Here is a 22,897-nt window from a genome sequence, read left to right on the forward strand (position 1 = left end):
GTTTTGATATAAGTCAACGTTGCCTGTGTAGTAATGGTTACAATCAAATGTCCGATTTTGGATGACAGCGCAGCGGGGAGAAAAATTGGCTATCGAACTTTACAACGACGGAAAACATGTCTGTATCATGTTTAATGATCTGATCAAGGACGATGCAGCAGATCATGCTGTGCAGGCCAATCAGTTTCTGATCGTGTCCGACGGTGAAGGTGCGATGATCGATCCTTCCGGTCACCTGACGTATAACTCGCTGGTACTGGCGATGCATAAATACCTGCCCAAGCAGCAGTTAAAGTATCTGTTTGCTTCGCATCAGGATCCTGACATTATCGGTGCGCTCGATAAGTGGTTATTCAGCACAGAATGTAATTTATACGTGTCTAAACTATGGTCGCGCTTTGTACCGCATTTCTGTAATCTGAACCGGGCAGAAGGCCGTATCATCGGCATTCCCGATGAAGGCATGCCTGTGCATATGCGTGACACCGTGATACATGCGGTACCTGCGCACTTTTTGCATGCCGAAGGAAATTTCCAGTTTTACGACAGCAAGTCGAAAATCCTGTTTTCCGGCGATATGGGTGCCTCCATGGTGGATGCAAAAGATATAGAACGTCCCATCACCAGCAAAGAAGAGCTTTATCAGGAATTGCACTCCATGAGCGGTTTCCACAAGCGCTACATGGTATCGAATAAGGTATGTCGTTACTGGGCCAATATGGTACGCGGTATGGATGTGGACATGCTGGTGCCTCAGCACGGCCGTTACTTCCAGGGTAAAGAAGCCATCCATGCCTTCCTCGACTGGATAGAAAATCTGCAGTGCGGGATAGATTTGTTCACGCAGGAACACTATCGCTTCCGCGGTTAAGCACCAGGATCTTAAGTTTGCCGTGCCGCCTTGATGTTCACATAATCGAGCGGCAGGGCAGTGGTACTCTTAATCACTTCCATTACAAAGCTGGAACTCACATCCTGCAGGTCGACGACGCGTACCAGTTTTTTGTAGACCTGATCAAAACCCGCCATATCCGGCACATGGACTTTTAACAGATAGTCGATATCGCCACTCATACGCAGGATTTCCACGATTTCCGGTATGTCTTTCACGCCGCTGATGAATTGCTGCATCCATTGTTCATTGTGGCGTGCCGCTTTCAAGGTCACCATCACGGTCAGGCCCAGATTCAGGCGCACCGGATCACACAGCACCACATGCTGACGGATCACGCCATCCTCCTGCATTTTTTGCACCCGCCGCCAGCACGGCGTGACAGACAAATGCACGGCCTGGGCCAGTTCTGCCATGCCGATAGATGCATCTTTTTGTAATAAATGCAGAATTTCTAGGTCTTTTTTATCCATATTTATCAAATAATAGAAAATTTTTCTTAATTTAGCATGAAATACATGGAAAATTGGTAAAAAATTTCCTGGCAGGATAGGTAGGATGTGAACCTCTGTGACAGCACGTCATGTGCTGCAGAAAATGATTTAAACCGAGGAGCCCGTATGAATCCGCACGATACCAGCCTGCACACTGCAACCCGCCTGACCCATGCCGGCCGCAAAGGAAAAAAACATCATGGCCCGGTCAATCCGCCGCTGGTGCGTGCGTCTACCATGCTGTTTCCTGACTGTGCGTCCTTGCAGGATGCGTATGGCACCCGCAGTTGCTATGGCCGTCACGCGACCGAGACCACGATGGCTCTGGAGCAAGCCCTGTGCGCAGCGGAAGGTGCTGCGGGCTGCATGCTGACTTCTTCGGGTTTATCGGCGATCACCACCACTTTGCTGGCGCTGCTGGGCCCTGGTGATCATTTGCTGATGGTCGATACGGCTTATGATCCTACCCGCCAGTTCTGTGATGGCTTGCTCAAACAGATAGGTGTGACCACTACTTACTACGATCCGCTGATTGGTACTGGCATCGCCAGCCTGATGCGTGCGGAAACCAAGGTGGTGTTTGTTGAGTCACCAGGCTCGCTGACTTTCGAAGTGCAGGACATTCCTGCGATTGCAGCCGTCGCGCATGCAGCAGGCGCTGTGGTGGTGGCGGATTCAACCTGGGCTACGCCTATAGGCTGGTCTTCATTCGATTTGGGCATTGATGTCTCTATCCATGCCGCGACTAAATACATCGTCGGTCACTCAGATGCCTTGATGGGTGCCATTCTGACTAACGAAGCTTTGCATGCACGTGTCAGAGCTACCTACAAACAGCTGGGTATGTCAGTTGGTGGTGATGATGCAGCGCTGGCTTTGCGTGGCTTACGTACCATGGCAGCCCGTCTGGCGGTACACCGCGAGAGTGCGCAGGTCGTGGCGCGCTGGCTTAGTGAGCAGCCGGAAGTCGCAGAAGTTCTCTATCCACCTATGCCAGGTGCTGCTGGCCACGAATTATGGAAACGCGATTTCCGTGCAGAGTATGCCTGTGGTTTGATGGGTGCCGTATTCCGTGCCGATATCACGCAGCAGCAAGTCGCTGCATTAATCGACCGTACTCAGTTGTTTGGTATTGGTTTCAGCTGGGGTGGATATGAAAGTCTGATCCTGCCAACCAATCCGCAATCCTACCGTACTATCAATGCAGAGAAATGGGCTGCGCCTATGCTGCGTCTGCATGTGGGACTGGAAGCGGTTGAAGATCTGCTGAGTGATCTGGACTCAGGTTTTGCTGCCTTGCGTACACAAGACGAAAAAAATGCTCTTGCTTGTGCAGCCTGAATTCTGACTTGAAGAGGCAGTCGGCATGTCATTGTCCTGTCATGCTGTATCGTTAAACTACGAGCGTCCTACTGCTTCTCCTCCAAAGGTCAGGATATTTACCCACAGCTTGCTGTGGGTTTTTTTTTGCTGCTGATTGTTGAGGATTGTGGACTAAGGCTGAATCCTACTGCGCTGTGCCAGCCTGATTATTCGAGGTGACCGGTGTGGCAGGAGCTGCTTCATCCATGTCCAGGGTACGCACGCCGCCGCCATTCAGAAATTCAGCATACATCCAGTCGCCCTCTGCATTGCTAAGACCTTCCGGTACAGCACGCTGCACTTCCGCTTTCCCAGCCAGCGCAGCACGCATACTGTCTATCCAGATCGGTAAGGCCAGCGTCGCACCGAATTCACGTCCACCCAATGATTTAGGCGTGTCATAACCCATCCAGGCCACAGCCACGACATTCCCTGCATAACCGGCAAACCAGCCGTCGACGGCATCGCTGGTGGTGCCGGTTTTTCCGGCCAGATCATGCCGCCCCAGTCTGACGCTGGCGGCAGCGGCGGTGCCACTGCGCGTTACCTCACGTAACATGGCATCCATGATAAAGGCATTACGGCTATCGATCACCCGGTCTGCATCCTGGGCTATCGCTGGCGCCGGATAGGATTTCAGCACATTGCCTTTGCTATCGGTGATTTTGGTGATCAGATTCGGCTGTACCTGATAGCCGCCATTGGCGAATACCGCATAGGCTGCCGCCAGTTGTACCGGTGTGACTGAACCCGTTCCTAAGGCCAGCGTCAGATTATCCGGATGTTTATCCTTGCTGAAACCGAAATGGCTGATCCAGTTTTGCGCATTGCTGACACCGACCGCTTTGAGGATACGTACCGACACCACATTCTTTGATTTCGCCAATGCTGTGCGCATCGTGATCGGGCCATCGTATTTGCCATCATCATTGCGCGGGTCCCAGCGCAGCGCTTCTTCTGAGGTGGCGGACAACTGCACATCATTGATCAGCGTCGCTGGCGAAAAGCCTTTTTCCAGCGCTGCGGAATAGACGAAGGGCTTCATGCTGGAGCCGGGCTGACGCCAGCCGCTGGTGACATGATTAAATTTCTTACGGTTGAAATCAAAGCCACCTACCAGCGCCCGGTAAGCACCAGTTTCCGCATTCAGCGCCACATACGAGCCTTCGACTTCCGGCAACTGCGTGATGCTCCAGCGTTTTTTCTGATCCTGTAGCACACGGATCAGCGCACCTGGTGTGATCTTCAGGTCAGACTTAGCCTTCGCCTGCAATCCGGCTGCAGCAAACTTTAAGCCATCACCATCGATCACGATGGTGTCGCCATTGGCCAGCTCGGCTTTGACCACTTTCGTACTGACTTCAGTCACAACGGCGGCCAGTAACTTATCGCTGGACGGATGCTTGCGTAAAGCGTCATCGATTGCATCATCGCGTTCATCTTCATCGGCGGGTAGCTGGATAAAGGCTTCCGGCCCACGGTAACCATGGCGCTGATCATAGGCCATCACATTGTTACGTACCGCTTCATACGCCGCTTCCTGATCCGTTTTCAGCAGCGTGGTATAGACCTTGATGCCACTGGTGTAGGCTTGCTCCTTGTATTCCTCAACCACAGTCTGTCTGACCATCTCTGCGACATAGTCGGCATGGGTGTCATAAATCTGTTTGCCGGTCACTGTGATTTTTTCATGTAAAGCCTGGTCGTACTGTGCTTCGGTAATCACGCCTCGGTTGAGCATGAGTTTAAGCACCACTTCCTGTCTTTGTTTGGCTTTCTGAAAATTGCTGACCGGATTGTGCCGCACCGGATTTTTCGGTATCCCGACCAGCATTGCTGCTTCCGCCAGACTCAGATCATTCAGGGATTTATTAAAGTAAGTACGTGCTGCACCGGCAAAGCCGTGGGTGCGCTGTCCCAGATAAATCTGGTTCATATACAACTCCAGAATCTGGTCTTTGCTGAGCGCGGCTTCGATGCGGGTAGTGAGTAATATTTCCTTGAGTTTGCGGTTCACGGTTTTTTCCTGCGACAGGAAAAAATTTCTGGCAACCTGCATGGTGATGGTGGAAGCTCCCTGATGAAAACCACCGCGCAAATCCGCCAGCACGGCGCGACCGGCACCGATAAAGTCGATACCACTGTGATCGTAAAAGCGTGCATCTTCGGTCGACAGCAGCGCGGTTTTCAGTTTTTCGGGAATATCTTTAATCGGCACAAATTCCCGGTGTTCTTCGCCGAATTCACCGATCAGTGCATTGTCGGCGGTATAGATACGCAGCGGTATCTTAGGGCGGTAATCCGTCACCGCATCGAGCGCAGGCAGATTCGGGGCTAGCACCAGAAACACATAGGCCAGCACGGCCCCTGCAACTACGCCCAGCGCTGCCAGTACGACGGCGATCCATTTCATCTTGGTTTATTCCTCTAAAGTTTGCAGCAGATACAGCTTCTGGTAAATACCTTGCTCTATCTGCATTAATGCCGCATGGCTGCCTTGTTCGCTGATACGGCCATGATTCAGGACCACGATATTATCGGCATCACGGATGGTGGACAAGCGATGCGCGATGGCGATGATGGTAACGCTACCTCTGAGCGCATTGAGTGCTACCTGGACGATTTGCTCAGTTTCGCTGTCTATATGCGAGGTTGCCTCGTCCAGAAACAGAATGCGCGGCTTGCCAGCCAATGCGCGCGCAATCGCGATCAACTGTTTCTGACCGGTCGATAAGCGTGCGCCGCCTTCGCCTAGCTGGGTATCGTAGCCGTGTTCCAGCTGCAGGATAAAGTCATGTACATGTGCAGCTTTGGCCGCAGCAATCAATTCTGCTTCGGGAATGTCACGGCCCATGGCGATATTCTCGCGTGCGCTGGCCGCCAGCAGAAACGGTTCCTGTGGCACCAGCCCGACTGCAGCTCGGAAGTCGGCTTCGGAAAATCCGGCGATGTCCTTGCCATCCATAAGTATGCTGCCAGCCTGTGCGTTATAAAAGCGCAACAGCAGACTCATCAGGCTGGACTTGCCACTGCCAGTGTGACCGACGATGCCGAAAAACTGACCGGATGGAATGTGCAGATGGATGTCATGCAGTACCGGATGGGCCGCATCATAGCCAAATCGCAGCCCATCGATATCGACCCGGCCGCTATGCATCTGTGCCTGGCAACTGTGATCTGCAGTCAGTGTTTCAGTCAATAGCGTGTTAACGCGCGCAGCCGACACAACGGCTTGCTGTATCTGTCCAAACTGCAAAGTAATCTGTATCAGCGGCTCCACCACACGGGCGATATAACTGACAAACGCATACAAGATGCCTATCTCTATGCCGGAAAAACTGCGCTGGCTGAAACTGTAAATCACAATCACCAGTAAGCCGGTATTCATCAGATCGAGTGCCGGTCTCAACAGCCAGGCATTGGCCCGCAACTCATCGAGTCTGGCCTGATAATGCAATTGATTGGTGCGCCCGAAGCGCTCACCAAAACGCTGTTCTGCATTGCTGGCCTGTAGCGCTGCCATGCCCTGTATGCTTTCCGCGACCTGGGCATTGATTTCACTACGCAACTGCCTTGCACGTGTGACGGCGGGCGCACTCCAGCGTTGATAAAACCAGACGATCAGCACCACTGCAGGAATTAACATCAGTACGATCAGCATCAGACGCCATTCCAGCCAGGCCATGGCCAGCAGCGCACCAAGCACCACGATAGAGCTGTCCAGCATTACGAATAAAACCTGTACATACAGATTCTTTACCGCCTCGGTATCGTTGGTCACACGGCTGACCAGCTGCCCTGTCATGGCTTTATCGAAGAAGGCCATAGGCAGACGCAGCACATGCTGATAGACCTGTTCACGTAAGCGCCGTACCGAGCGCATCGCGACACCTGCCAGCCGTGTCAGTTGCAGATAGCGTAACCAGGTCGCGCCCCAGCCAGTCAGCAAATAAGCTGCCAGCAGCATTGCAATCATGCCCCAGTCCATCTGGCGTGGTAACAGATAATGATCGATAAATGCCTTGCCCAGCAAAGGGCCTAAGGCTTCCAGCCCAGCCGCGGCGAGCAGGAAGAATACACCGGCCACCACCTGACGCCGTTCCGGCTGGGCGGCATTGACCAACAGTTGTACCGCGAGTTTTTTTTCAGACTTTGCTGACATAGGGGTAATGTGTTCAGATTGCATTCAGGCTGGCCTCCAGTTGCTGGTAGCGCCACTGCGAGGCATACCAATGCGGCTGCGCGAGTAATTCAGCATGTGTGCCTTGTTCCAGAATTTGCCCGTTTTTGAGCACGATGATGTGGTCGGCATCGGCCACAGCGCTGAGGCGATGACTGACGATCACGGCCGCGCGCTGGTGATGGGTTTTTCTGAGCGTGGCCAGATGTTGCAGGATACGGGTTTCAGTATCGGTATCCACTGCCGACAGCGCATCATCGAGTAACAGCAGGGGGCTGTCAGTCAGCAGCGCGCGCGCAATTGCCACGCGCTGGCGCTGGCCGCCGGACAAGGTGACACCTCGCTCACCGACCGGTGTGTCATAGCCTTGAGGGAAGCGCATGATATCGTCGTGTACCGATGCCAGCGTCGCTGCATGCATGATTTGCTCACGCGTGGCATCCGGTCTGGACAGCGCGATATTGTCAGCGATTGAAGCAGAAAACAGAAAAGGCTCCTGCGCCACCCAGTTAATGGCAGTACGCAGCGTGTGCAAGCGGTAGTCAGCGATGTTCTGATCGCCCCACACTATCTGACCTTGGCTGCTTTCTATCTGACGCTGTAATAAACGAATCAGGGTGGACTTGCCCGCCCCGGTTGGGCCGACGATACCTATCGTCTGACCAGGTGCAATGTGCAGGCTGACATTGTCCAGTGCAGCAAGTGTCTGGCCCGGATAGCGGTAGCTGAGTTGCTGTACGCGGATGCTACCTTGTGGTGTGGTGCTCAGCTGGCCACGATCTGTGACAGCGATCTCCATGTTTAATACCGGCTCCAGCCTGGCCCAGGCTGCTTTACCGCGCTCCAGTAAGGCCAGCACCCAGCCAGCAGCAAACATAGGCCAGATCAGCTGGCCCAGATACATGCTGAAACTGGTCAGCGAGCCTATCGTCATTTCACCATGCCACACCAGATAGCCACCGACACCCAGCGTCAGCGCACCAGCCGAAGTCAGGGCCAGACCTACTGCCGGTTCATACGCGGCTTCCCAGCGCTGTGCGGTCAGGCTGGCTTGCGCCGCCTGTTCTGCCAGCAGCGCAAATTGCTGTGCACTGCGCTGTTCCAGCCCGAGTGCACGTACTGTGCGCACACCGGCCAGTGTTTCCTGAACCTGATCATTCAAATGGCTGAAACGCTGCAAGGCATCACGCGATGCCTCGTGAATATGATGCGTGATACGGCGGAACGCCAGCGCCATCAAGGGGAAGGGCAGCAGCGCTGCGAGCGCCAGTCGCCAATCCACGCCGATCAGCATCATGCCTATCACCAGTGCGAAGGTCAGGCTGCCATCAAAGCCTGCCAGTGCCGCTTCACCGGCCGCCAGCTCAATCGCATCGGCATCATTGGTACCTAAGGCCATCAGATCGCCGGTACGCTGTTTCTGAAAAAAGTCTTGCCCTTGCAGGCTCAGACGCTGGTACAGCCTGGTGCGTAATTCCGCACCCAGCTGATAGGAAGCAGTGAATAGCTGCATGCGCCAGCCTACCCGTAAGAAGTAAATTGCCAGCCCCATCAGCAGCAGATAACTGAGTTCCAGCAGCAGCGCCTTACCCTGCAACTGATGGCTGACCAAGCCGTCTATCACGACACCGACACGGCGCGGTATCCAGACCGACAGCAGCGCTACCGCCCCCAGCATGGCTGCCGCCAGCCAGTATTGACGCCAGTGACGGCGTATAAATTGAAATAAGAGTTGATTCAGTGTCATGCGAATAGTTGAAAAGCGATTGTCAGACGACCATCATGCGACCGTTTTGTCATGAACAGAAGATGAAAAGCAAACTGGAAGTAGCGTACCGCGCTGCATCAGCAGGGCTTAGGTCGCCGCGATGGTTTTGCTCAGGGCCTGTTAACATTTAAATTACGTGTGCGAAAGGGGTGAAACAGTTGCAGGGCTAGGCGCAGCCCGCGCAGCAGTGTGATCACTGTCAGCGGGATGCAACAACGCCATGCGGCTGTTTCCCCCCTTTCCCTCCGGGTTCAAGCCAAAACGCACGCTGGACTGCGTTGCGTGTCTTGTCAGGGGCACCAGCCCTGACGGCGACACACGCCTTGCCAGCCCACGTTTTGGCTTGAACGCATCTCGCAATTTAAATGTTAACAGGCCCTAGCCCAAATAAAAAATCCGTTACCCCTGACAGGATAACGGATTGTGCTGCTTAGCGGGTTACCCGGCTAACAGGCGGAACTGCTATCAGTGGATGCGGTACTCTGCATTATCCCATTTCAGCATATTCCATAAGAAGGTATAGGTGATCGCACTCATATCAGCACGTTGCGCATTATTGGCCGCACCGCCATGACCACCTTCGATATTCTCATAGTACCAGACGTTTTTGTGACCTTGTGCCAGCATCTTGGCCGCCATTTTACGGGCGTGACCAGGATGGACGCGGTCGTCCCGGGTGGAGGTAATGAACAATACATTCGGATACTTCACTTCAGCTTTCACATTCTGATAAGGTGAGTAACGCTGAATAAATGCCCATTCTTCAGCCACATCCGGATTGCCGTATTCACCCATCCAGGAAGCGCCTGCCAGCAATTGGTTGAAACGCTTCATATCGAGCAAAGGGACCTGGCTGACGACCGCATTGAACAAGTCAGGACGCTGGGTCAGCGCCACACCGGCCAGCAGGCCGCCATTGCTGCCACCCATCGCACCCAGATGTTGCGGGCTGGTGATTTTGCTGCTGATCAGATGTTCGGCGACTGCTGCAAAATCATCATAGGCACGCTGGCGATTGCCTTTCAGCGCAGCCTGATGCCAGCTCGGGCCATATTCACCGCCACCACGGATATTGGCGACCACATAGACCCCGCCTTTTTCCAGCCAGTTCTTGCCTAAAGCACCGGAGTAGGAAGGCGTCAGCGATACCTGGAAGCCGCCGTAGCCATACAACAGAGTAGGGTTGTTGCTATCCAGTTTCAGGTCTTTGCGTTTCACCATAAAGTAAGGCACTTTGGTGCCATCTTTGGAGGTGGCAAACTGCTGCACTGTTTCATACGGACTCGCATCAAAGAAGGCTGGCGCAGACTTCAGTTTTTCACGCTCATCGCTGCCGGCCTTAGCCATCAGGTAGACGCTGGGGGTCAGATAATCGGAATAGCTGAGCAGGTATTCGTCGCTGTGATCCGGGTCCCAGGCCATGACGCCCACGCTGCCCAGAGTCGGCAGGCTGACTTCGCGTTGTGTCCAGCTGCCGTCTTTGAAGCTCCATTCCACCAGCTTGCTTTTCACGTCGTTCAGGGATTGCAGCAGCAAAGTATTGCGCGTCGCTGCCATGCCTGTGAATGAGGTGCTGCTGCTTGGTGTGAACAGCGCCGTGAATTGACGCTCACCTTTCATGAAGGCGTCGAAATCCATCGCCAGCACACTGCCTGCGGCAAAAGTCTGACCACCCGTGGTCCAGTTTTCTCTCGGGGTGACGATGATTTGCGTACTGAAGAAGGACACATCGGATTGGGCCGGGACATCCAGACGCGTCAGTTTGTCGCCATTGCGCAGGAATTGTTCCGAGGTGTAGAAGGTGATTTGTCGGTGTACCAGTTCGTGCCGCACACCACCGTGCTCGCTGTTTTGTGCCGCCACGCTCATATCGGTTTTCTGTGCTTCCAACAAGGTGCGTGCCTTGCTCAGCGGCGTGCCACGCTTCCATTCTTTGACGATGCGTGCATAGCCAGAGTCAGTCAGCGAACCTTTGCCGAAATCCGTCGCCACATATAGCGTATCTTTATCTCGCCAATCTACATTCATCTTGGCTTCTGGCAGGGTAAAGCCGCCTTTGACAAAGCTTTTGGATTTCAGATCAAACTCACGCAGTGTGACTGCATCGGCACCGCCACGCGATAACTCGATCAGGCAGCGATCGTATTCCGGTTCGCGGCAATTAGCGCGTTTATAGACCCAGTTTTCATTTTCCTGCTTAGCAAGTGCATCCACATCCAGCACTACTTCCCAGACTGGCTGCGGCTTACGATATTCGTCCAGTGTGGTTTTGCGCCACAGGCCGCGCGGATGTTCGGCATCGGTCCAGAAGTTATAGACCGCATCGCCCATTTTATAGATGCCAGGAATCCGGTCTTTGGAATTCAGGATCACACCCAGATCGTCGCGCAGTTTGATAAAACCCGCATCTTTGTCGAGTTTGCTGCGGGTTTCTGCATTGCGTGCCTTGACCCAGTTCAGCGCCTTATCGCCGCTGACATCTTCCAGCCATTGATGCGCATCTTGTGTTTGAGCGTAGCTGACGCTGGCCGCAGCCAGCAGTGTCAGCGCCGCCAGAAATTGACGTTGTGGTTTCATGTGTCTTCAGTCTCGTTTAGTGTTGTGATCATCGTATAGAACATGGGCAAAGGCGGAGGGCTTAATCCGGACAAACGGATATCACGGATCGCTTGATTACATCGCCTGAGCTGCCAGCCTGCCACGAAAGTTTCATGCAGACAAGCCGCTTTTTCGACCGCGGACCTGGGGGATTAGTTCAAATTCCGATCGTTATTGAATTTTTTTGCTTAACATTGCTTTACATTGGCAGCCATGCATTTTGACGGTATTTATCATTTTGACTTGCTAGCTCTCCTTATAATCCGGCCTGGCTATTTTCCCGGGGCGCACTTTGAGGCGGCCGTGTAATTTTATTGATGAGGTCATACGATGCAATTTTCTGGTAAGTACATGCTTAAGTCCGTATTCATGATCAGTGCTTTAGCGGCAGGTGCAGTGCAGGCGCAAACCGTTACGGATGGACAGTGGCATGGTGCTCTTTCTGTTGGTGGTTCATTTGCCAATAATAATTCGACGACACAGAATTTGAATCTGAATGCAGACGGCAGCAAGGCAACTCTGCAAGATAAAGTATCTTTGTACAGCCTGGCAAACTATGGCAGCAGTACTGTGAACGATGTCAAAACCCGCACTGCGCAATTATTGCGTGCCGGTGGACGCTATGATTACAACCTGTCGCCGGATGCGTTTGCATTTGGTGGCGCGGAACTGGAAACCAATAAGCCGCAAAATATCAACTCCCGCTATGCATTGAATGCGGGTGCCGGTTATCACGTGATCCGCAGCAAAGAAACCGCATTCGATGTATTCGCTGGTATCGGCTATTCCGGTAAACGTTTTACCGATGCCGTGGCTCCGGCACCATCCAGTGTGAACGGTGCAGAATTATTGTTGGGTGAAGAATACAGCCATCAATTGAGCGCCACCTCGGCGTTTAAACAAAAACTGGTGATTTATCCGGGGCAGTCTGATATGGGCCTGCGCAGTACACTGGACATGTCACTGGCTACCGTGGTTGCCAATGCCTGGACGCTGAATCTGGGGGCGAACATCAACTACAACAGCAAACCCGGAGCAGGATTTAAAACGACATCCAGTCTGCTGACCGTGGGCTTTGGATACAAATACTGATAGCGTCCAGTTTGCCCGTCTTCACGACGGTGTTTACTGTGAAAAAAAGCAGACCAGGACAGATCCCGGTCTGCTTTTTTCTTTACTAAAGCAGCGCATGACGCTGCATTGAACATACAGTCAAATACGCTTATTGCGGTGTATAAGTGACTTTCAGGCTATAGGTGGAAGCGGTATAACCCTTGAGTAAAACATACACATCACCGTTGGCGCTCTGGTTCAGGCTGCAGCTTTCCGTCGCAGTTGAACCATCGGATTTACAGTCATAGGTCGTGGTGGTTGGCACGCTGGATTTACGTGCATACAGATCCACATCTCCGGTACCTGTGGTCGCTACTGTCACGCTGCCTGAGGCGGTTTTGAAGGGGCCAAAGCTCTTGGTCTGATTTTGTGTCAGGCTGCCGCTATAGCTGTCCGTGACGGGTGGCTTTCCCGGTGTGGCCGGTCCATCGCTACCCAGTTCGACGGCAAACGATAAACCCAGACGTGCAAATTTCAATGAGTGATTAGCCTGCCCGCCGCTGTTGGCGAACGTATCGTTTTCAGTGTGAATGTAAGGATTATCCTGATTGAATGCAGTTTCAAAAGGCATGGATGCTGCATAGCCCTGGGCATTCCAGGAGGCATGATCCGAGCAGCCATAGCCGCATTTATCGTAGCCTATGGTCAGGCTGGGCTGATAGGTGGTGATCAGATTGGCGACAAACTGATTTTGTGCTGCATTGGTATAGTCGGTGTACAGATAGATGTCTTGTGGCGAGCCCTTGTAATTCGTCATATCCAGCTGCATCACACCAACCACATTGGTATTGGCCGCTTTATAGCTCTTGGCGATATCCTGCGAACCGCGCAAACCGACTTCTTCTGCTGAATAACCCATGAGTTTAATCGTGCGGCGTGGCTTGTAATTATTCGCCACCATCACACGCAGGATTTCCGTCAGGCTGGCGATGCCGGATGCATCATCATCTGCGCCAGGGGCCTTGGTGGTTTCTGTGGTTCCCTTGGTATTGATGGAGTCCAGATGCGCACCCAGAACCACGACTTCAGCGCTGTTGTCGCTGCCTTTAATGGTGACGATGACAGATTTTTGCGCCCAGCCTGCGTGGGTGAATTGTTCGACCGTGATATCGCTGCGGCCGCTACTCATGCTGCTCCATTTTTGCTTGAGCCAGTTGGAGGCATTCACGCCATTATTGGTGGTGTAGTAGCGGTTGGCAAAGGCAGAGAAATCGACGATGGTTTGTCCGATATTGGTAGCCTGCATTTGCGTCAGCATCGGTGTCACGGTGGACTGATTATCGATGGTGTACGAGGGGGCGGCGAGTGTAGCCAGCCCCGCTTTATTTTGAGCTGAGAGTTTGCTGAGGCTGGTTTTTGCGCTGTTCAGATCGCGGTGAAACATGAAGCCGCCGCAGCGTTTCAGTTCATGATGTATGGCATCGGACAAACGCAGCATCTGATCCTGACTGACTTGCACCAGATGGACTTGCTCTTCTTGCGCAGCTTGTTTGCTCAGGCTGTTGGCCGGGGTGGCCAGCACCATGCTGGATTGCTGGATGACGGTGGCAGGGGCAAGTTTTTGTAATTGCTGAAAGGCTTTGTCGCCGATAGAGATCCAGACTTTATCTTCTGCAGCACTAGCCTGGTGACTGAGTAGGGCAAACAGACTGGAAATCAACAGGGATGACATTCGTTTTTGCATGATCAACTCCTTGAAAGGTGTGAGGACAGCTGAAACAGAGACGAAACAGAGGCGAAAAAAATCCCGCTCCGGTCGGAGCGGGAAAATTGTAAGTGTGACTTGAGGAAGGAATTACTGGTAAGTCGCGACCAGAGAAGCACCGCTGACTGCTGCGTAACCATTCACCAGAATGTAGTAAGTTGTCACAGTAGGTGTCGCGACTGTGACAGTTTCTGCATTGGTGGAACCATCCGACTTGAACGTGTAAGACGTGGTAGTCGGTGCAGAACCGGCTTTCACGTAGATATCGCCATCGCCTGTGCCGCCAGACAGTTTGATGCTCAGGTTTTTCGCGCCGCCAGGAACTGCGATTGCGTACAATTTGCTTGCGCCAGCTGCCAGGCTGATCCCGGATACCGGTACACCTTTAGTCAAAGAGGTTACTGGAACTGGTGTTGTAGAGCAGCTTACACCTACGCCTTTGAATGCGTTGGTGACGTCAGCTACTACATAGCCACGGTTAGCCGCTGCTTTTTCTACACCGCAGGCACCTTCATTGAATGTGCTGCTGGCTGTCCAATAGAGACGGTTCGCATCGGCCATGACCTGGAATGCTTTTTTGGTATCCCAGCCTGCAGTCGTTGCCAGCAGATAGAAGGCTTTGTTGTATACGCCACTGGAATAATGCACATCTAAGGTACTGGTGTATTTGGAGGCGTTATCAATCGAACGGCCATCCAGTGGCGGGTTGTACATATAACGCAGCGCGCCTGAACCTTTGAAAATGTCAGTACCGACTTTGAAGTCATTCGTGCCCTTGACATAGAATTTCGCTGCTTCACCGGCCATGTCAGAGAAAGCTTCATTCATACCGCCAGACATGCCCTGATATTTCAGGCCAGAGTTTTGTTCAGTAAAGCCGTGCGATACTTCATGGCTGGTGACGTCCAGCGAGACCAATGGATAGAAAGTGGTCGCGCCATCGCCATAGCTCATTGCAGAGCCATCCCAGAATGCATTTTCGTAGTTGCTGCCGTAATGCACTTTCATGACCAGTTTCTGGCTGATAGGACGTACGCCTACATAGGCCAGGTACATGTTGAAGACCTGATTGCCGAAGTAATGCGCATCATTCATTGGCGAGTAAGCGCCGTTGATGGCTTTCACGGTATTGCGTGGGCAGGTGTAAGAATGCAGGGTGCCGGAACCGGAAGTCGCACCGTTCATGTTGTACGTGTCGACATTGGTGCTGCTCAGCTTACAGGTGGAACCGCTCACAGCAACGTCAAGGAAGCCATAGCCTGCAGTTGTGCCAAACTCATACTGACCAGTTTTTGCATTACCGCCAGGACCAGTGCCGGACAGGGCGTGGGTAATACCGTCCCATTGTTCCAGTACCTTACCGGTGTTGGCATCGATGATGAAATGTGGACGGCTAGGCTTGGCCGGATCGCGTGTGTCCACGAAGGACACGGCATACACCAGACGGCCGATGTTATTGCTGTCGAGTTTAACGTACAGTTTGGACTGTTCGTTTTCGGTTTGCTGGGTACGTGCCTGGGTTTTCGCCAGATTCAGTGCCTGCGCAGCGGAATAGGTGGTTTTTGTGCTAGGCACATCTTTGTCCAGGCCACGCACGAAGCCGCCTGCCAGAGATGGCTGGCTGGAGCCGGTATGCTCAACCACTGCTTCACCCCATACTGGGATCCCTTTGTGCAGTTGCTGGTGACGTGTCACGACTTTGCCATTGGCATAGGTGTGGCTGCGCACTGCCTGCAGTTCATCGCTGGCCAGACCCAGCACTTCATGGGCGCGCTTTGCGCCGGTTTTTGCCAGGGAAGCAGCAACTGCCTGCTCAGCACCTGCCTGATTCAGATTGATTCTTTCTGCTGCCTGCGCATCCCATGCACATGCCAGCATCAGGGCAATCGCAGTTGGACGGAAGACCTGTTTCATTTTCAAAGCTCGTGTCATTTTTTCTCCAATGATTGTTTATTTTTACTGTCAGCTGACCAGCGTGCCGGTACAGCCAGAGTTGAACTTCTTCAATCAGACCGAAACAGAGCAGACCTCAGGCAGGTGTCCGGCTCTCAGCAATACGCTGCTTACACAGTGTTGACTTCGGTGCTACGCCTGTTTAGCTGAGTATTAGTAAATCAGACAATGGAAAAAACGAAAACGGGGATTGTTGTTTATTGTTTCTTGAGGAAAAGTGTAAAAATATATTTTCAAAAGAAAATTTCTTTGCAATCGACTTTGAGCAAACTTGCTTCATTGTTTGATTGTGGAAACTACGTAAAGGTGAATTCTATATTGATAAAAATCAAAGCTGTTTTAACTGGAATGCTGATAAAAGTGGCAGTGCACCAAAAAAAACAGCTTGACGGTATGCGTTTTTTCTGAAATTGAGAGTGATTTCAGGGCGGGGAAGTAAGAAAATTCTCAGCTTTGAGAGGGAAAAGCAGGAAAAGTTCCAGCAGATGCTGGATTCTTGAAAATTTCTTGCCATGTAAAAAGAATTGCAAAAAGTAAGTCTGACGGGGTTTCGTGCAATTTTGATCTGATTTTGCCCAAAAAAAGGGCAGAACTGGCTTCAGGATTTGCCAGCAGTTTTGAGTGGCGCAGCGATATGCTGGCGTATCCATTTCTGCATATCGGTCCAGATACGCTGAACGTCTGCATCCGGCGGCATGGCCGATGCATGTGGCAGCTCTATGGTCACGACAGGAATATCTTTGTGTATGCCGCTGTAATTTCCCAGTGAGCCTGGGTAAATGCCGACGCGGTTGTAGACCAGGCGGCCAAAGCGGGTAGGCGGATCAGTCGGGCCATCAAAATCGAGCACACCGAAGGGTGCGTGCACCGAAATAATCACATCGGGTTTGTAGCGTTCTATGGTGTCATAGACCCAGCGGCTTTCCGGCTCGGAGACTGGCTTCTTGCCGGGGAAGCGGCGCGGATCTTTACGCGTCACGCGGGCCCAGTAAGCAGGCGCTTCTTTTTCCCAGTTCGGAGTCGGGAAGTTGCGGTTCAGATCAATGCCACGTGCATTCACGCGTTTAGGCTTAGCCGCCAGCAATCCGTCCGGGTTCACCACCGGTGCAATGCGCCAGTTAAATTCTGCCGCGCCGGGACGCTGTAACAGCTCCATCCATTTGAAGACGATAGAAGATGCGGTTTGTTCATCACCATGTATGCCGCCTAATAACAGTACGCGTATTGCGCCGGGATGGCGCGCGTCGGCCTGCATATCGCGGAACAACACCGGAAAACCATTGAGCGAATTGACGCCTGTCGGTTTGAGCTGTGCATTGCGGCAGTCAGCTACAGATACTTTGGGGAGTCTGGCAGTTAAAGCCGGACACCAGTCAGTGATTGGTTTCGCTGCTTTAGTGACAGCGGGTGTGGCATTTGCTGCTGGCGCTGCCGCATAGACATGCGTAGCGGCCAGGGCCGCCTGGATGGCTGCAGCAGCCAGCAGGCGTAAGCAAAAAGCGGAGCGCGTCAGCGATACTGTGTTCAAACGATACTGCACAAGCATTGTGACGCTGGCTCCTTCATGACGTAATTACAGACCGGCTGCAGCGCGCAGGATAGCCGCTTTGTCGGTACGTTCCCAGCTGAATTCCGGCTCTTCGCGACCAAAGTGACCATAGGCCGCAGTCTTGGAGTAAATCGGACGTAACAGATCCAGCATCTGGATGATGCCTTTCGGGCGCAGGTCAAAATGTTCATTGACCAGTGCTGCGATCTGATCATCCGGGATCACGCCGGTACCTTCGGTATAGACCGTGACATTCATAGGACGTGCCACGCCAATCGCATATGCCACCTGAATCTGGCATTGACGTGCCAGACCCGCTGCTACGATATTTTTTGCCACATAACGCGCAGCATAGGCAGCGGAACGATCCACTTTTGTCGGATCTTTACCGGAGAACGCGCCGCCGCCATGCGGGCAGGCACCGCCGTAAGTATCAACGATGATTTTACGGCCAGTCAGACCGCAATCGCCTTGCGGACCGCCGATCACAAAGCGACCGGTAGGATTAATCAGGTACTTGGTATCCTGCAGCCATTCTTTAGGCAGCACAGGTTTAATGATTTCTTCGATCACCGCATCGATGAAGGATTGCTTCATCTTGGTGGAAGTTTCGCTTTGGTCCGGGCTATGCTGTGTCGACAGCACGACGGTGTCTATGCTGTGTGGCTTGCCATCGACATAGCGCATGGTGACCTGGGATTTCGCATCCGGACGCAGGAAAGGCAGGCGGCCATCTTTACGCAATTGTGCCTGACGCTCAACCAGACGGTGTGCATAGTAAATCGGCGCTGGCATCAGCTCAGGTGTTTCATCGCAAGCGTAACCAAACATCAGACCCTGATCACCCGCGCCGATGTTCAGGTAGTCATCACTGGCGCGATCCACGCCCTGGGCGATGTCATTCGATTGTTTGTCATACGCGACCAGCACCGCGCAGCCTTTGTGATCAATACCGTATTCTGTATTGTCGTAGCCTATGCGCTTGATGGTATCGCGTGCCACCTGGATGTAATCCACATTGGCTTGCGTCGTGATCTCACCGGCCAGCACCACCAGACCGGTATTGGTCAGGGTTTCAGCTGCAACGCGGGAGTAAGGATCTTGTTCGAGGATTGCATCCAGAATCGCATCGGAAATCTGATCTGCAACCTTATCCGGATGTCCTTCGGACACGGATTCAGAGGTAAAAAGGAAGTCATTCGCCATCGCAGGCTCCTATAAAAATTGACCGAAAAAATGTGCCGCAGTCGAAAATTAGAACCTGCGACGCTTTAGCGGAACTTATATACCGCCTCGCAAGTTGTCTGTTAACTCGGCGGTCGGCTTGCTGAGGATCGTTCATCAGCCAGCCAATGTATGATATTTTACGCCTTTCGGCGCATCTATGTCGAATACCCCTCCATTTTTCATTGATTCTTGCGCGGCGTCATGCTTGTCCATCTATTCCGATTTCTATCCCGTTTCCCTTTACCTGTGCTGCATGCAGGCGGCGCAGTGCTTGGCTGTCTGGTGTATTTGCTGTCTGGTTCTTATCGTCGTCGCCTGCAGGAAAACCTGCAGCGGGCCGGTTTTTCTGATCAACGCTGGCATGCCGTGCGCGAAGCCGGTAAGAACATCGCCGAACTGCCATTTATCTGGTGCGCGCGTCCTGAGCGGGTGCTGAAAACCGCTACGCTGGAAAACTGGGAACTGGTGCAGCAGGCGCTGGATGCAAAAAAAGGCGTGATTTTTTTAACGCCACATCTGGGCTGCTTTGAAATCGTGGCGCAAATGATTGCAGAGCGTACCCGTCTGACCGTGATGTACCGGCCACCGCGTAAAGCAGCGCTGAAGCCGCTGATCGAGGATGCGCGCGCGCGTGACAATCTGCTACTCGCTCCGGCCAATTTGTCCGGCGTGCGCATCATGGCCAAAGCGCTCAAAAAAGGCGAAGCGATAGGCCTGTTGCCGGATCAGGTGCCGCAGGAAGGTGAGGGCGTATGGGCACGCTTTTTCGGTAAGCCCGCTTACACCATGACCTTGTCGGCCAAATTGCATAGCATGAATGGCGCGCCGATTATCCTGACCTATGCCGAACGGCTGCCAGCCGGTAAAGGCTATATCGTGCGCTTTGTACCGTTTGAAGAAAATCTGGACGGCGATACTGCAGCGCAGGCAGCAGCGATTAACCGCGCCATGGAAAAACTGATCGCACGTTCACCGGCGCAGTACTTCTGGAGTTATAACCGCTATAAGCAGCCTGATGGCGTGGCAGCACCGGACGCAGAGAATAAGGAGTCTGCATGAGAGCCGTGCTGGTGCTGATGTGGTTGTTGCACTGGTTGCCGCTGCCGGTTTTAGGAAGATTAGGGGAAGCTGTCGGCAGTTTGCTGTTTGGACTGCTGCGCAAACGGCGTCATATCGCGCTGACCAATTTACGCTTATGTCTGCCGCACTTGAGTGAGCAGGAGCGTCATCAGATCGCTAAGCAGCATTTTCAAATGTATGCACGCAGCGTGTTCGAGCGCGGTATTTTGTGGTGGGGCTCTGAAGCCCGTCTGAAGCGCCTGATTCAGGTTGAGCCTGCAGTTCCGCTGGATGTGATACAGTCCGGCCCGACCATACTGATGTGTCCGCATTTTGTGTGTCTGGATGTAGCCGGTGTCGCCGTGATGCTGGAGTCTTCACTGTGTTCGATTTATACCGAGCAGCGCAATAAAGTGTTTGATCAGGCTTTGCGCAAAGGCCGCTCGCGCTTCCGTCCGGTCAAACTGTTTTCGCGCGCTGAAGGCGTCAAGCCGATTATCCGTGCCATGAGCAATGAAGGGCTGCCTTACTTTATGTTGCCGGATATGGATTTTGGTGTGAAGAATGCTGACTTCATTCCCTTCTTCGGCATCCCCGCCGCAACCCTGACTGCACTGCCGCGCCTGGCTGCGTCTACCAACGCCAAAGTCGTGCCTGTGATCGCCACCATGCTGCCTGATTATCAGGGATGGAAAGTCACTTTCCATCCCCCCTGGGACAATTATCCCTCCGGTGATCTGGCATCCGCCACCCGTGAAATGAATGCGTTTATCGAACAGGAAGTATTGAAAGCCCCCTCCGAATACTTCTGGGCACACAAGCGTTTCAAGACCCGTCCCGAAGGTGAGCCCGGCGTGTACTAAACACGATCGGTCAGCACACTCAGAAGCTGCATGCCTAACAGGCATGCAGTTTTTTTTTGTTTTTTTGTTTTTTTTGTTTTGTTTTAATTGGAATCGTTGATTCCGTAATTCAACAATACCACTATAGGTTTTATTTATAGATTTACCTGTTTTAAATAGGTGTTTGGATATCGTTTTGTTTGAGTTTGTTAATACCAGTTAATAAATCGTATTTTGCAAACAACAATCCAAAAAAATAAATAAATTACTGTAATTTTATAAAAGTTTGCGTGTTAAATTAAAAAAAATGAAACATTTTTATGGTTAAAAAAAACGATTTGGGACGCCATAAACACCCTCCCCGATTTGTCTGGCAACACAACTTAAAACTGAGTGATGTTGATGAGTAAATAGCTATACCGCACATTTTTGTAAGCAAAATTTTTCGGGCAATGATTATGAAAACTCAAGATTTTATTTCTAACCCATCTAACGCAGGAAGCACTCAAATGAAGACCAGGATTTCTATTTCAATTTGTGTCGCAACGCTGGCACTTGTTTCTTTCCCTTGTCTGGCTGCGTCGGAAACCGGTTTTTACACTGGGCTCAGTTTGGGGAAGTCGTACAATAAATTTGATTCCGAAGATACGGGCAAGATCATGGGCCCAACTACCTTGAATACGGTCGTAGAAAGCGATACTGCGATCGCCTTGATGGGCGGATATCAGTTCACGCCGATGTTTGGGCTGGAAGCGGAATATCTGAAATTAGGTCAATTCAAAATTCACGTGACCATGCCAAATGGTGTCGGCATTGCCGAAGACTATAAGGTCGATGCGTTGACTGCTGCGGCAACGGTCAAATTTCCTATCAATGCCAAATTCAGCGCATTTGGCAAAATCGGTGTTGCGGCGACTAGCGTGAATGACAATTATAAATTCTCAAATTCGCCGACTTTATATTCTTTCTCTAAGAGCCGGACATCCGCGTTATTTGGCGCTGGCGTGAGCTATGCAATGACACCGCAAGTCGATTTGCGTGCTCAGTATCAGTATCTGGGTGAGGTGGGTAGCGCAATTAATGCCAATGGTGAAGGGACTGCACGTGCGCAAGCCAGTCTGTTTTCCTTCGCTCTCGTCTACCGCTTTTAAGCATGCATAGCTGCTCGTCGCGAGCTCACCAGCTTCAGCGAGCCAGCTTGTTTAGCTGTTGAATCCATACGGAGAAGACCCTATGCTGCCGATTTTCTCATCACTGCTAACCCCGGTGTTGCGTCCATTGATGATACGCCGTATGCGCTTTAATCAGTCAGAGATTGAAGGCGTCGTTTTCAAAATTGCAGACACACTGGAAGAAAAAACCGCAGCATTCAAACTGGTACACGAGATGTACGTACGCCGTGGAATTATTCCTGCTTCGGAAAAAAACTGGCGCTTATCGGTGTTTCATTTGCTTCCGACTACCACCATCTTCGTCGCCAAGAGCGGCGACCGGATAATTGGCTCAGTGTCGCTGATTGAGGATTCACCACTAGGCGTCCCTATGGAAGAGACGCATCCGAAAGAGATACTTTCGCTACGGCTGGCCGGCTTGCGTTTTGCCGAAGTAGGGGCACTTGCGGTCACGCAGGAAAGACGCGGCAAAGGCGTGTCTCTCATGCTGTATAACATCCTGTTGCGCTGGGCCAGGCAGTATCGCCTGATCCGCAATCTGGCCATCGCTGTACACCCTCGTATTGAAAAATTTTTCAGTGTGATTTTTCTCTTCAAACGTATGGGGCCGGTTCACTCATACAAGAAGCTCAATTGCGCTCCGTCAGTGCCGCTGTGCGTTGATTTATCGACCGGATTGAAGCAATTCCGCGCTATCTATGATCGCCCTGACATGCATATAGGCCTCAGTCGCCATTCGGCCAATGTATATCGTTTTTTTTGTGAGGAGTGGGAAGCAAATCTCTGCTTGCCTCAGCGCTCGCCTTTTATGCCGTGCTTACAGTCGCCACCGATATGGGGGCCGGACGAGCTCATGTGGATTTTACGAAAAGGCGGCGTACGTCCTGCTGATTTGCCGCGTCAGCAAAGACGTGTGCTGACAAAGTACTACAGTAGTCTGCCCGATCCCTCCATGCACACACTGCGACAAGAGGTATGCTAAT

The 22,897-nt window shown here is 52.3% G+C and carries 17 protein-coding genes; 8 read left to right on the forward strand and 9 right to left on the reverse strand.

Going from position 1 to position 22,897, the window contains the following annotated elements:
• The first annotated feature begins 85 nt into the window (after nt 1-85).
• The gene (locus tag EYB48_RS12120) at nt 86-871 is read left to right on the forward strand and encodes an oxygen-binding di-iron domain-containing protein (RefSeq protein ID WP_162020626.1); all 786 of its coding nucleotides are present in this window, start codon (nt 86-88) and stop codon (nt 869-871) included.
• 11 nt (nt 872-882) lie between these two features.
• Here the strand turns inward: EYB48_RS12120 and EYB48_RS12125 are convergent, their stop codons facing one another.
• The gene (locus tag EYB48_RS12125) at nt 883-1,365 is read right to left on the reverse strand and encodes an Lrp/AsnC family transcriptional regulator (protein WP_162020627.1); all 483 of its coding nucleotides are present in this window, start codon (nt 1,363-1,365) and stop codon (nt 883-885) included.
• A 147-nt stretch (nt 1,366-1,512) separates the two neighbouring features.
• Between EYB48_RS12125 and metC the strand changes: the two genes are divergently transcribed.
• Nucleotides 1,513-2,727, forward strand: coding sequence for a cystathionine beta-lyase (metC, locus tag EYB48_RS12130; protein ID WP_162020628.1), 1,215 nt, complete (start codon nt 1,513-1,515; stop codon nt 2,725-2,727).
• Nucleotides 2,728-2,893: 166 nt separating this feature from the next.
• Here metC and EYB48_RS12135 read toward each other — a convergent pair whose 3' ends face one another.
• The 4 genes from EYB48_RS12135 to EYB48_RS12150 form a co-directional block, all read right to left on the reverse strand.
• On the reverse strand, nt 2,894-5,161 hold the full coding sequence (locus EYB48_RS12135; protein WP_162020629.1) for a penicillin-binding protein 1A: 2,268 nt from the start codon (nt 5,159-5,161) through the stop codon (nt 2,894-2,896).
• Between the two features lie 6 nt (nt 5,162-5,167).
• Nucleotides 5,168-6,934 carry an ABC transporter ATP-binding protein gene (locus tag EYB48_RS12140; protein ID WP_162020630.1) on the reverse strand — a complete coding sequence of 589 codons (1,767 nt, stop codon included), beginning with the start codon at nt 6,932-6,934 and terminating at the stop codon, nt 5,168-5,170.
• Complete coding sequence (locus tag EYB48_RS12145; RefSeq protein WP_162020631.1) at nt 6,924-8,675, reverse strand: ABC transporter ATP-binding protein; 1,752 nt, start codon at nt 8,673-8,675, stop codon at nt 6,924-6,926. Before EYB48_RS12145 ends, EYB48_RS12140 begins: the two co-directional genes overlap by 11 nt.
• Nucleotides 8,676-9,161: 486 nt before the next feature.
• Nucleotides 9,162-11,273, reverse strand: coding sequence for a prolyl oligopeptidase family serine peptidase (locus EYB48_RS12150; RefSeq protein WP_162020632.1), 2,112 nt, complete (start codon nt 11,271-11,273; stop codon nt 9,162-9,164).
• Between the two features lie 372 nt (nt 11,274-11,645).
• Between EYB48_RS12150 and EYB48_RS12155 the strand changes: the two genes are divergently transcribed.
• On the forward strand, nt 11,646-12,386 hold the full coding sequence (locus EYB48_RS12155) for a DUF481 domain-containing protein (RefSeq protein WP_162020633.1): 741 nt from the start codon (nt 11,646-11,648) through the stop codon (nt 12,384-12,386).
• Between the two features lie 130 nt (nt 12,387-12,516).
• On the opposite strand, the gene EYB48_RS12160 is transcribed toward EYB48_RS12155, so the two are convergent.
• Nucleotides 12,517-14,091 carry a M28 family metallopeptidase gene (locus EYB48_RS12160; protein ID WP_162020634.1) on the reverse strand — a complete coding sequence of 525 codons (1,575 nt, stop codon included), beginning with the start codon at nt 14,089-14,091 and terminating at the stop codon, nt 12,517-12,519.
• A gap of 111 nt (nt 14,092-14,202) precedes the next feature.
• Nucleotides 14,203-16,044: a M4 family metallopeptidase gene (locus EYB48_RS12165; protein WP_235935100.1), complete on the reverse strand. Its 1,842-nt coding sequence runs from the start codon at nt 16,042-16,044 to the stop codon at nt 14,203-14,205.
• Nucleotides 16,045-16,233: 189 nt separating this feature from the next.
• On the opposite strand from EYB48_RS12165, the gene EYB48_RS12170 reads away from it, so the two are divergent.
• The gene (locus EYB48_RS12170) at nt 16,234-16,473 is read left to right on the forward strand and encodes a hypothetical protein (RefSeq protein ID WP_162020635.1); all 240 of its coding nucleotides are present in this window, start codon (nt 16,234-16,236) and stop codon (nt 16,471-16,473) included.
• Nucleotides 16,474-16,663: 190 nt separating this feature from the next.
• On the opposite strand, the gene EYB48_RS12175 is transcribed toward EYB48_RS12170, so the two are convergent.
• Both EYB48_RS12175 and metK read right to left on the reverse strand, forming a co-directional pair.
• Entirely contained in the window at nt 16,664-17,593 is a 930-nt protein-coding gene (locus EYB48_RS12175) for a M14 family zinc carboxypeptidase (RefSeq protein WP_235935101.1), read from the reverse strand.
• 45 nt (nt 17,594-17,638) lie between these two features.
• Nucleotides 17,639-18,820, reverse strand: a complete 1,182-nt coding sequence (gene metK / locus EYB48_RS12180; RefSeq protein ID WP_162020637.1) for a methionine adenosyltransferase — start codon at nt 18,818-18,820, stop codon at nt 17,639-17,641.
• 222 nt (nt 18,821-19,042) lie between these two features.
• Between metK and EYB48_RS12185 the strand changes: the two genes are divergently transcribed.
• From EYB48_RS12185 to EYB48_RS12200, 4 genes are all read left to right on the forward strand, one after another.
• Nucleotides 19,043-19,900 carry a lysophospholipid acyltransferase family protein gene (locus EYB48_RS12185; RefSeq protein WP_162020638.1) on the forward strand — a complete coding sequence of 286 codons (858 nt, stop codon included), beginning with the start codon at nt 19,043-19,045 and terminating at the stop codon, nt 19,898-19,900.
• Nucleotides 19,897-20,763: an LpxL/LpxP family acyltransferase gene (locus tag EYB48_RS12190; protein ID WP_162020639.1), complete on the forward strand. Its 867-nt coding sequence runs from the start codon at nt 19,897-19,899 to the stop codon at nt 20,761-20,763. The genes EYB48_RS12185 and EYB48_RS12190 overlap by 4 nt, the downstream gene beginning before the upstream one ends.
• A 488-nt stretch (nt 20,764-21,251) precedes the next feature.
• Nucleotides 21,252-21,893, forward strand: a complete 642-nt coding sequence (locus EYB48_RS12195; protein ID WP_162020640.1) for an outer membrane beta-barrel protein — start codon at nt 21,252-21,254, stop codon at nt 21,891-21,893.
• 82 nt (nt 21,894-21,975) lie between these two features.
• Nucleotides 21,976-22,896, forward strand: a complete 921-nt coding sequence (locus EYB48_RS12200; protein ID WP_162020641.1) for a GNAT family N-acetyltransferase — start codon at nt 21,976-21,978, stop codon at nt 22,894-22,896.
• Nucleotide 22,897 lies beyond the last annotated feature (1 nt).

Source organism: Cognatundibacterium crateris, assembly GCF_010078235.1.
Lineage (GTDB): Bacteria > Pseudomonadota > Gammaproteobacteria > Burkholderiales > Burkholderiaceae_D > Undibacterium > Undibacterium crateris.

Coding starts and splice junctions, on each gene's coding strand:
- EYB48_RS12160 (WP_162020634.1), bottom strand. CDS start 14,091: ATGCAAAAACGAATGTCATCCCTGTTGATTTCCAGTCTGTTTGCCCTA.
- EYB48_RS12135 (WP_162020629.1), bottom strand. CDS start 5,161: ATGAAATGGATCGCCGTCGTACTGGCAGCGCTGGGCGTAGTTGCAGGG.
- EYB48_RS12125 (WP_162020627.1), bottom strand. CDS start 1,365: ATGGATAAAAAAGACCTAGAAATTCTGCATTTATTACAAAAAGATGCA.
- EYB48_RS12145 (WP_162020631.1), bottom strand. CDS start 8,675: ATGACACTGAATCAACTCTTATTTCAATTTATACGCCGTCACTGGCGT.
- EYB48_RS12195 (WP_162020640.1), top strand. CDS start 21,252: ATGAAGACCAGGATTTCTATTTCAATTTGTGTCGCAACGCTGGCACTT.
- metK (WP_162020637.1), bottom strand. CDS start 18,820: ATGGCGAATGACTTCCTTTTTACCTCTGAATCCGTGTCCGAAGGACAT.
- EYB48_RS12190 (WP_162020639.1), top strand. CDS start 19,897: ATGAGAGCCGTGCTGGTGCTGATGTGGTTGTTGCACTGGTTGCCGCTG.
- EYB48_RS12140 (WP_162020630.1), bottom strand. CDS start 6,934: ATGCAATCTGAACACATTACCCCTATGTCAGCAAAGTCTGAAAAAAAA.
- EYB48_RS12165 (WP_235935100.1), bottom strand. CDS start 16,044: ATGACACGAGCTTTGAAAATGAAACAGGTCTTCCGTCCAACTGCGATT.
- EYB48_RS12200 (WP_162020641.1), top strand. CDS start 21,976: ATGCTGCCGATTTTCTCATCACTGCTAACCCCGGTGTTGCGTCCATTG.
- EYB48_RS12185 (WP_162020638.1), top strand. CDS start 19,043: ATGCTTGTCCATCTATTCCGATTTCTATCCCGTTTCCCTTTACCTGTG.
- metC (WP_162020628.1), top strand. CDS start 1,513: ATGAATCCGCACGATACCAGCCTGCACACTGCAACCCGCCTGACCCAT.
- EYB48_RS12170 (WP_162020635.1), top strand. CDS start 16,234: ATGGAAAAAACGAAAACGGGGATTGTTGTTTATTGTTTCTTGAGGAAA.
- EYB48_RS12155 (WP_162020633.1), top strand. CDS start 11,646: ATGCTTAAGTCCGTATTCATGATCAGTGCTTTAGCGGCAGGTGCAGTG.
- EYB48_RS12150 (WP_162020632.1), bottom strand. CDS start 11,273: ATGAAACCACAACGTCAATTTCTGGCGGCGCTGACACTGCTGGCTGCG.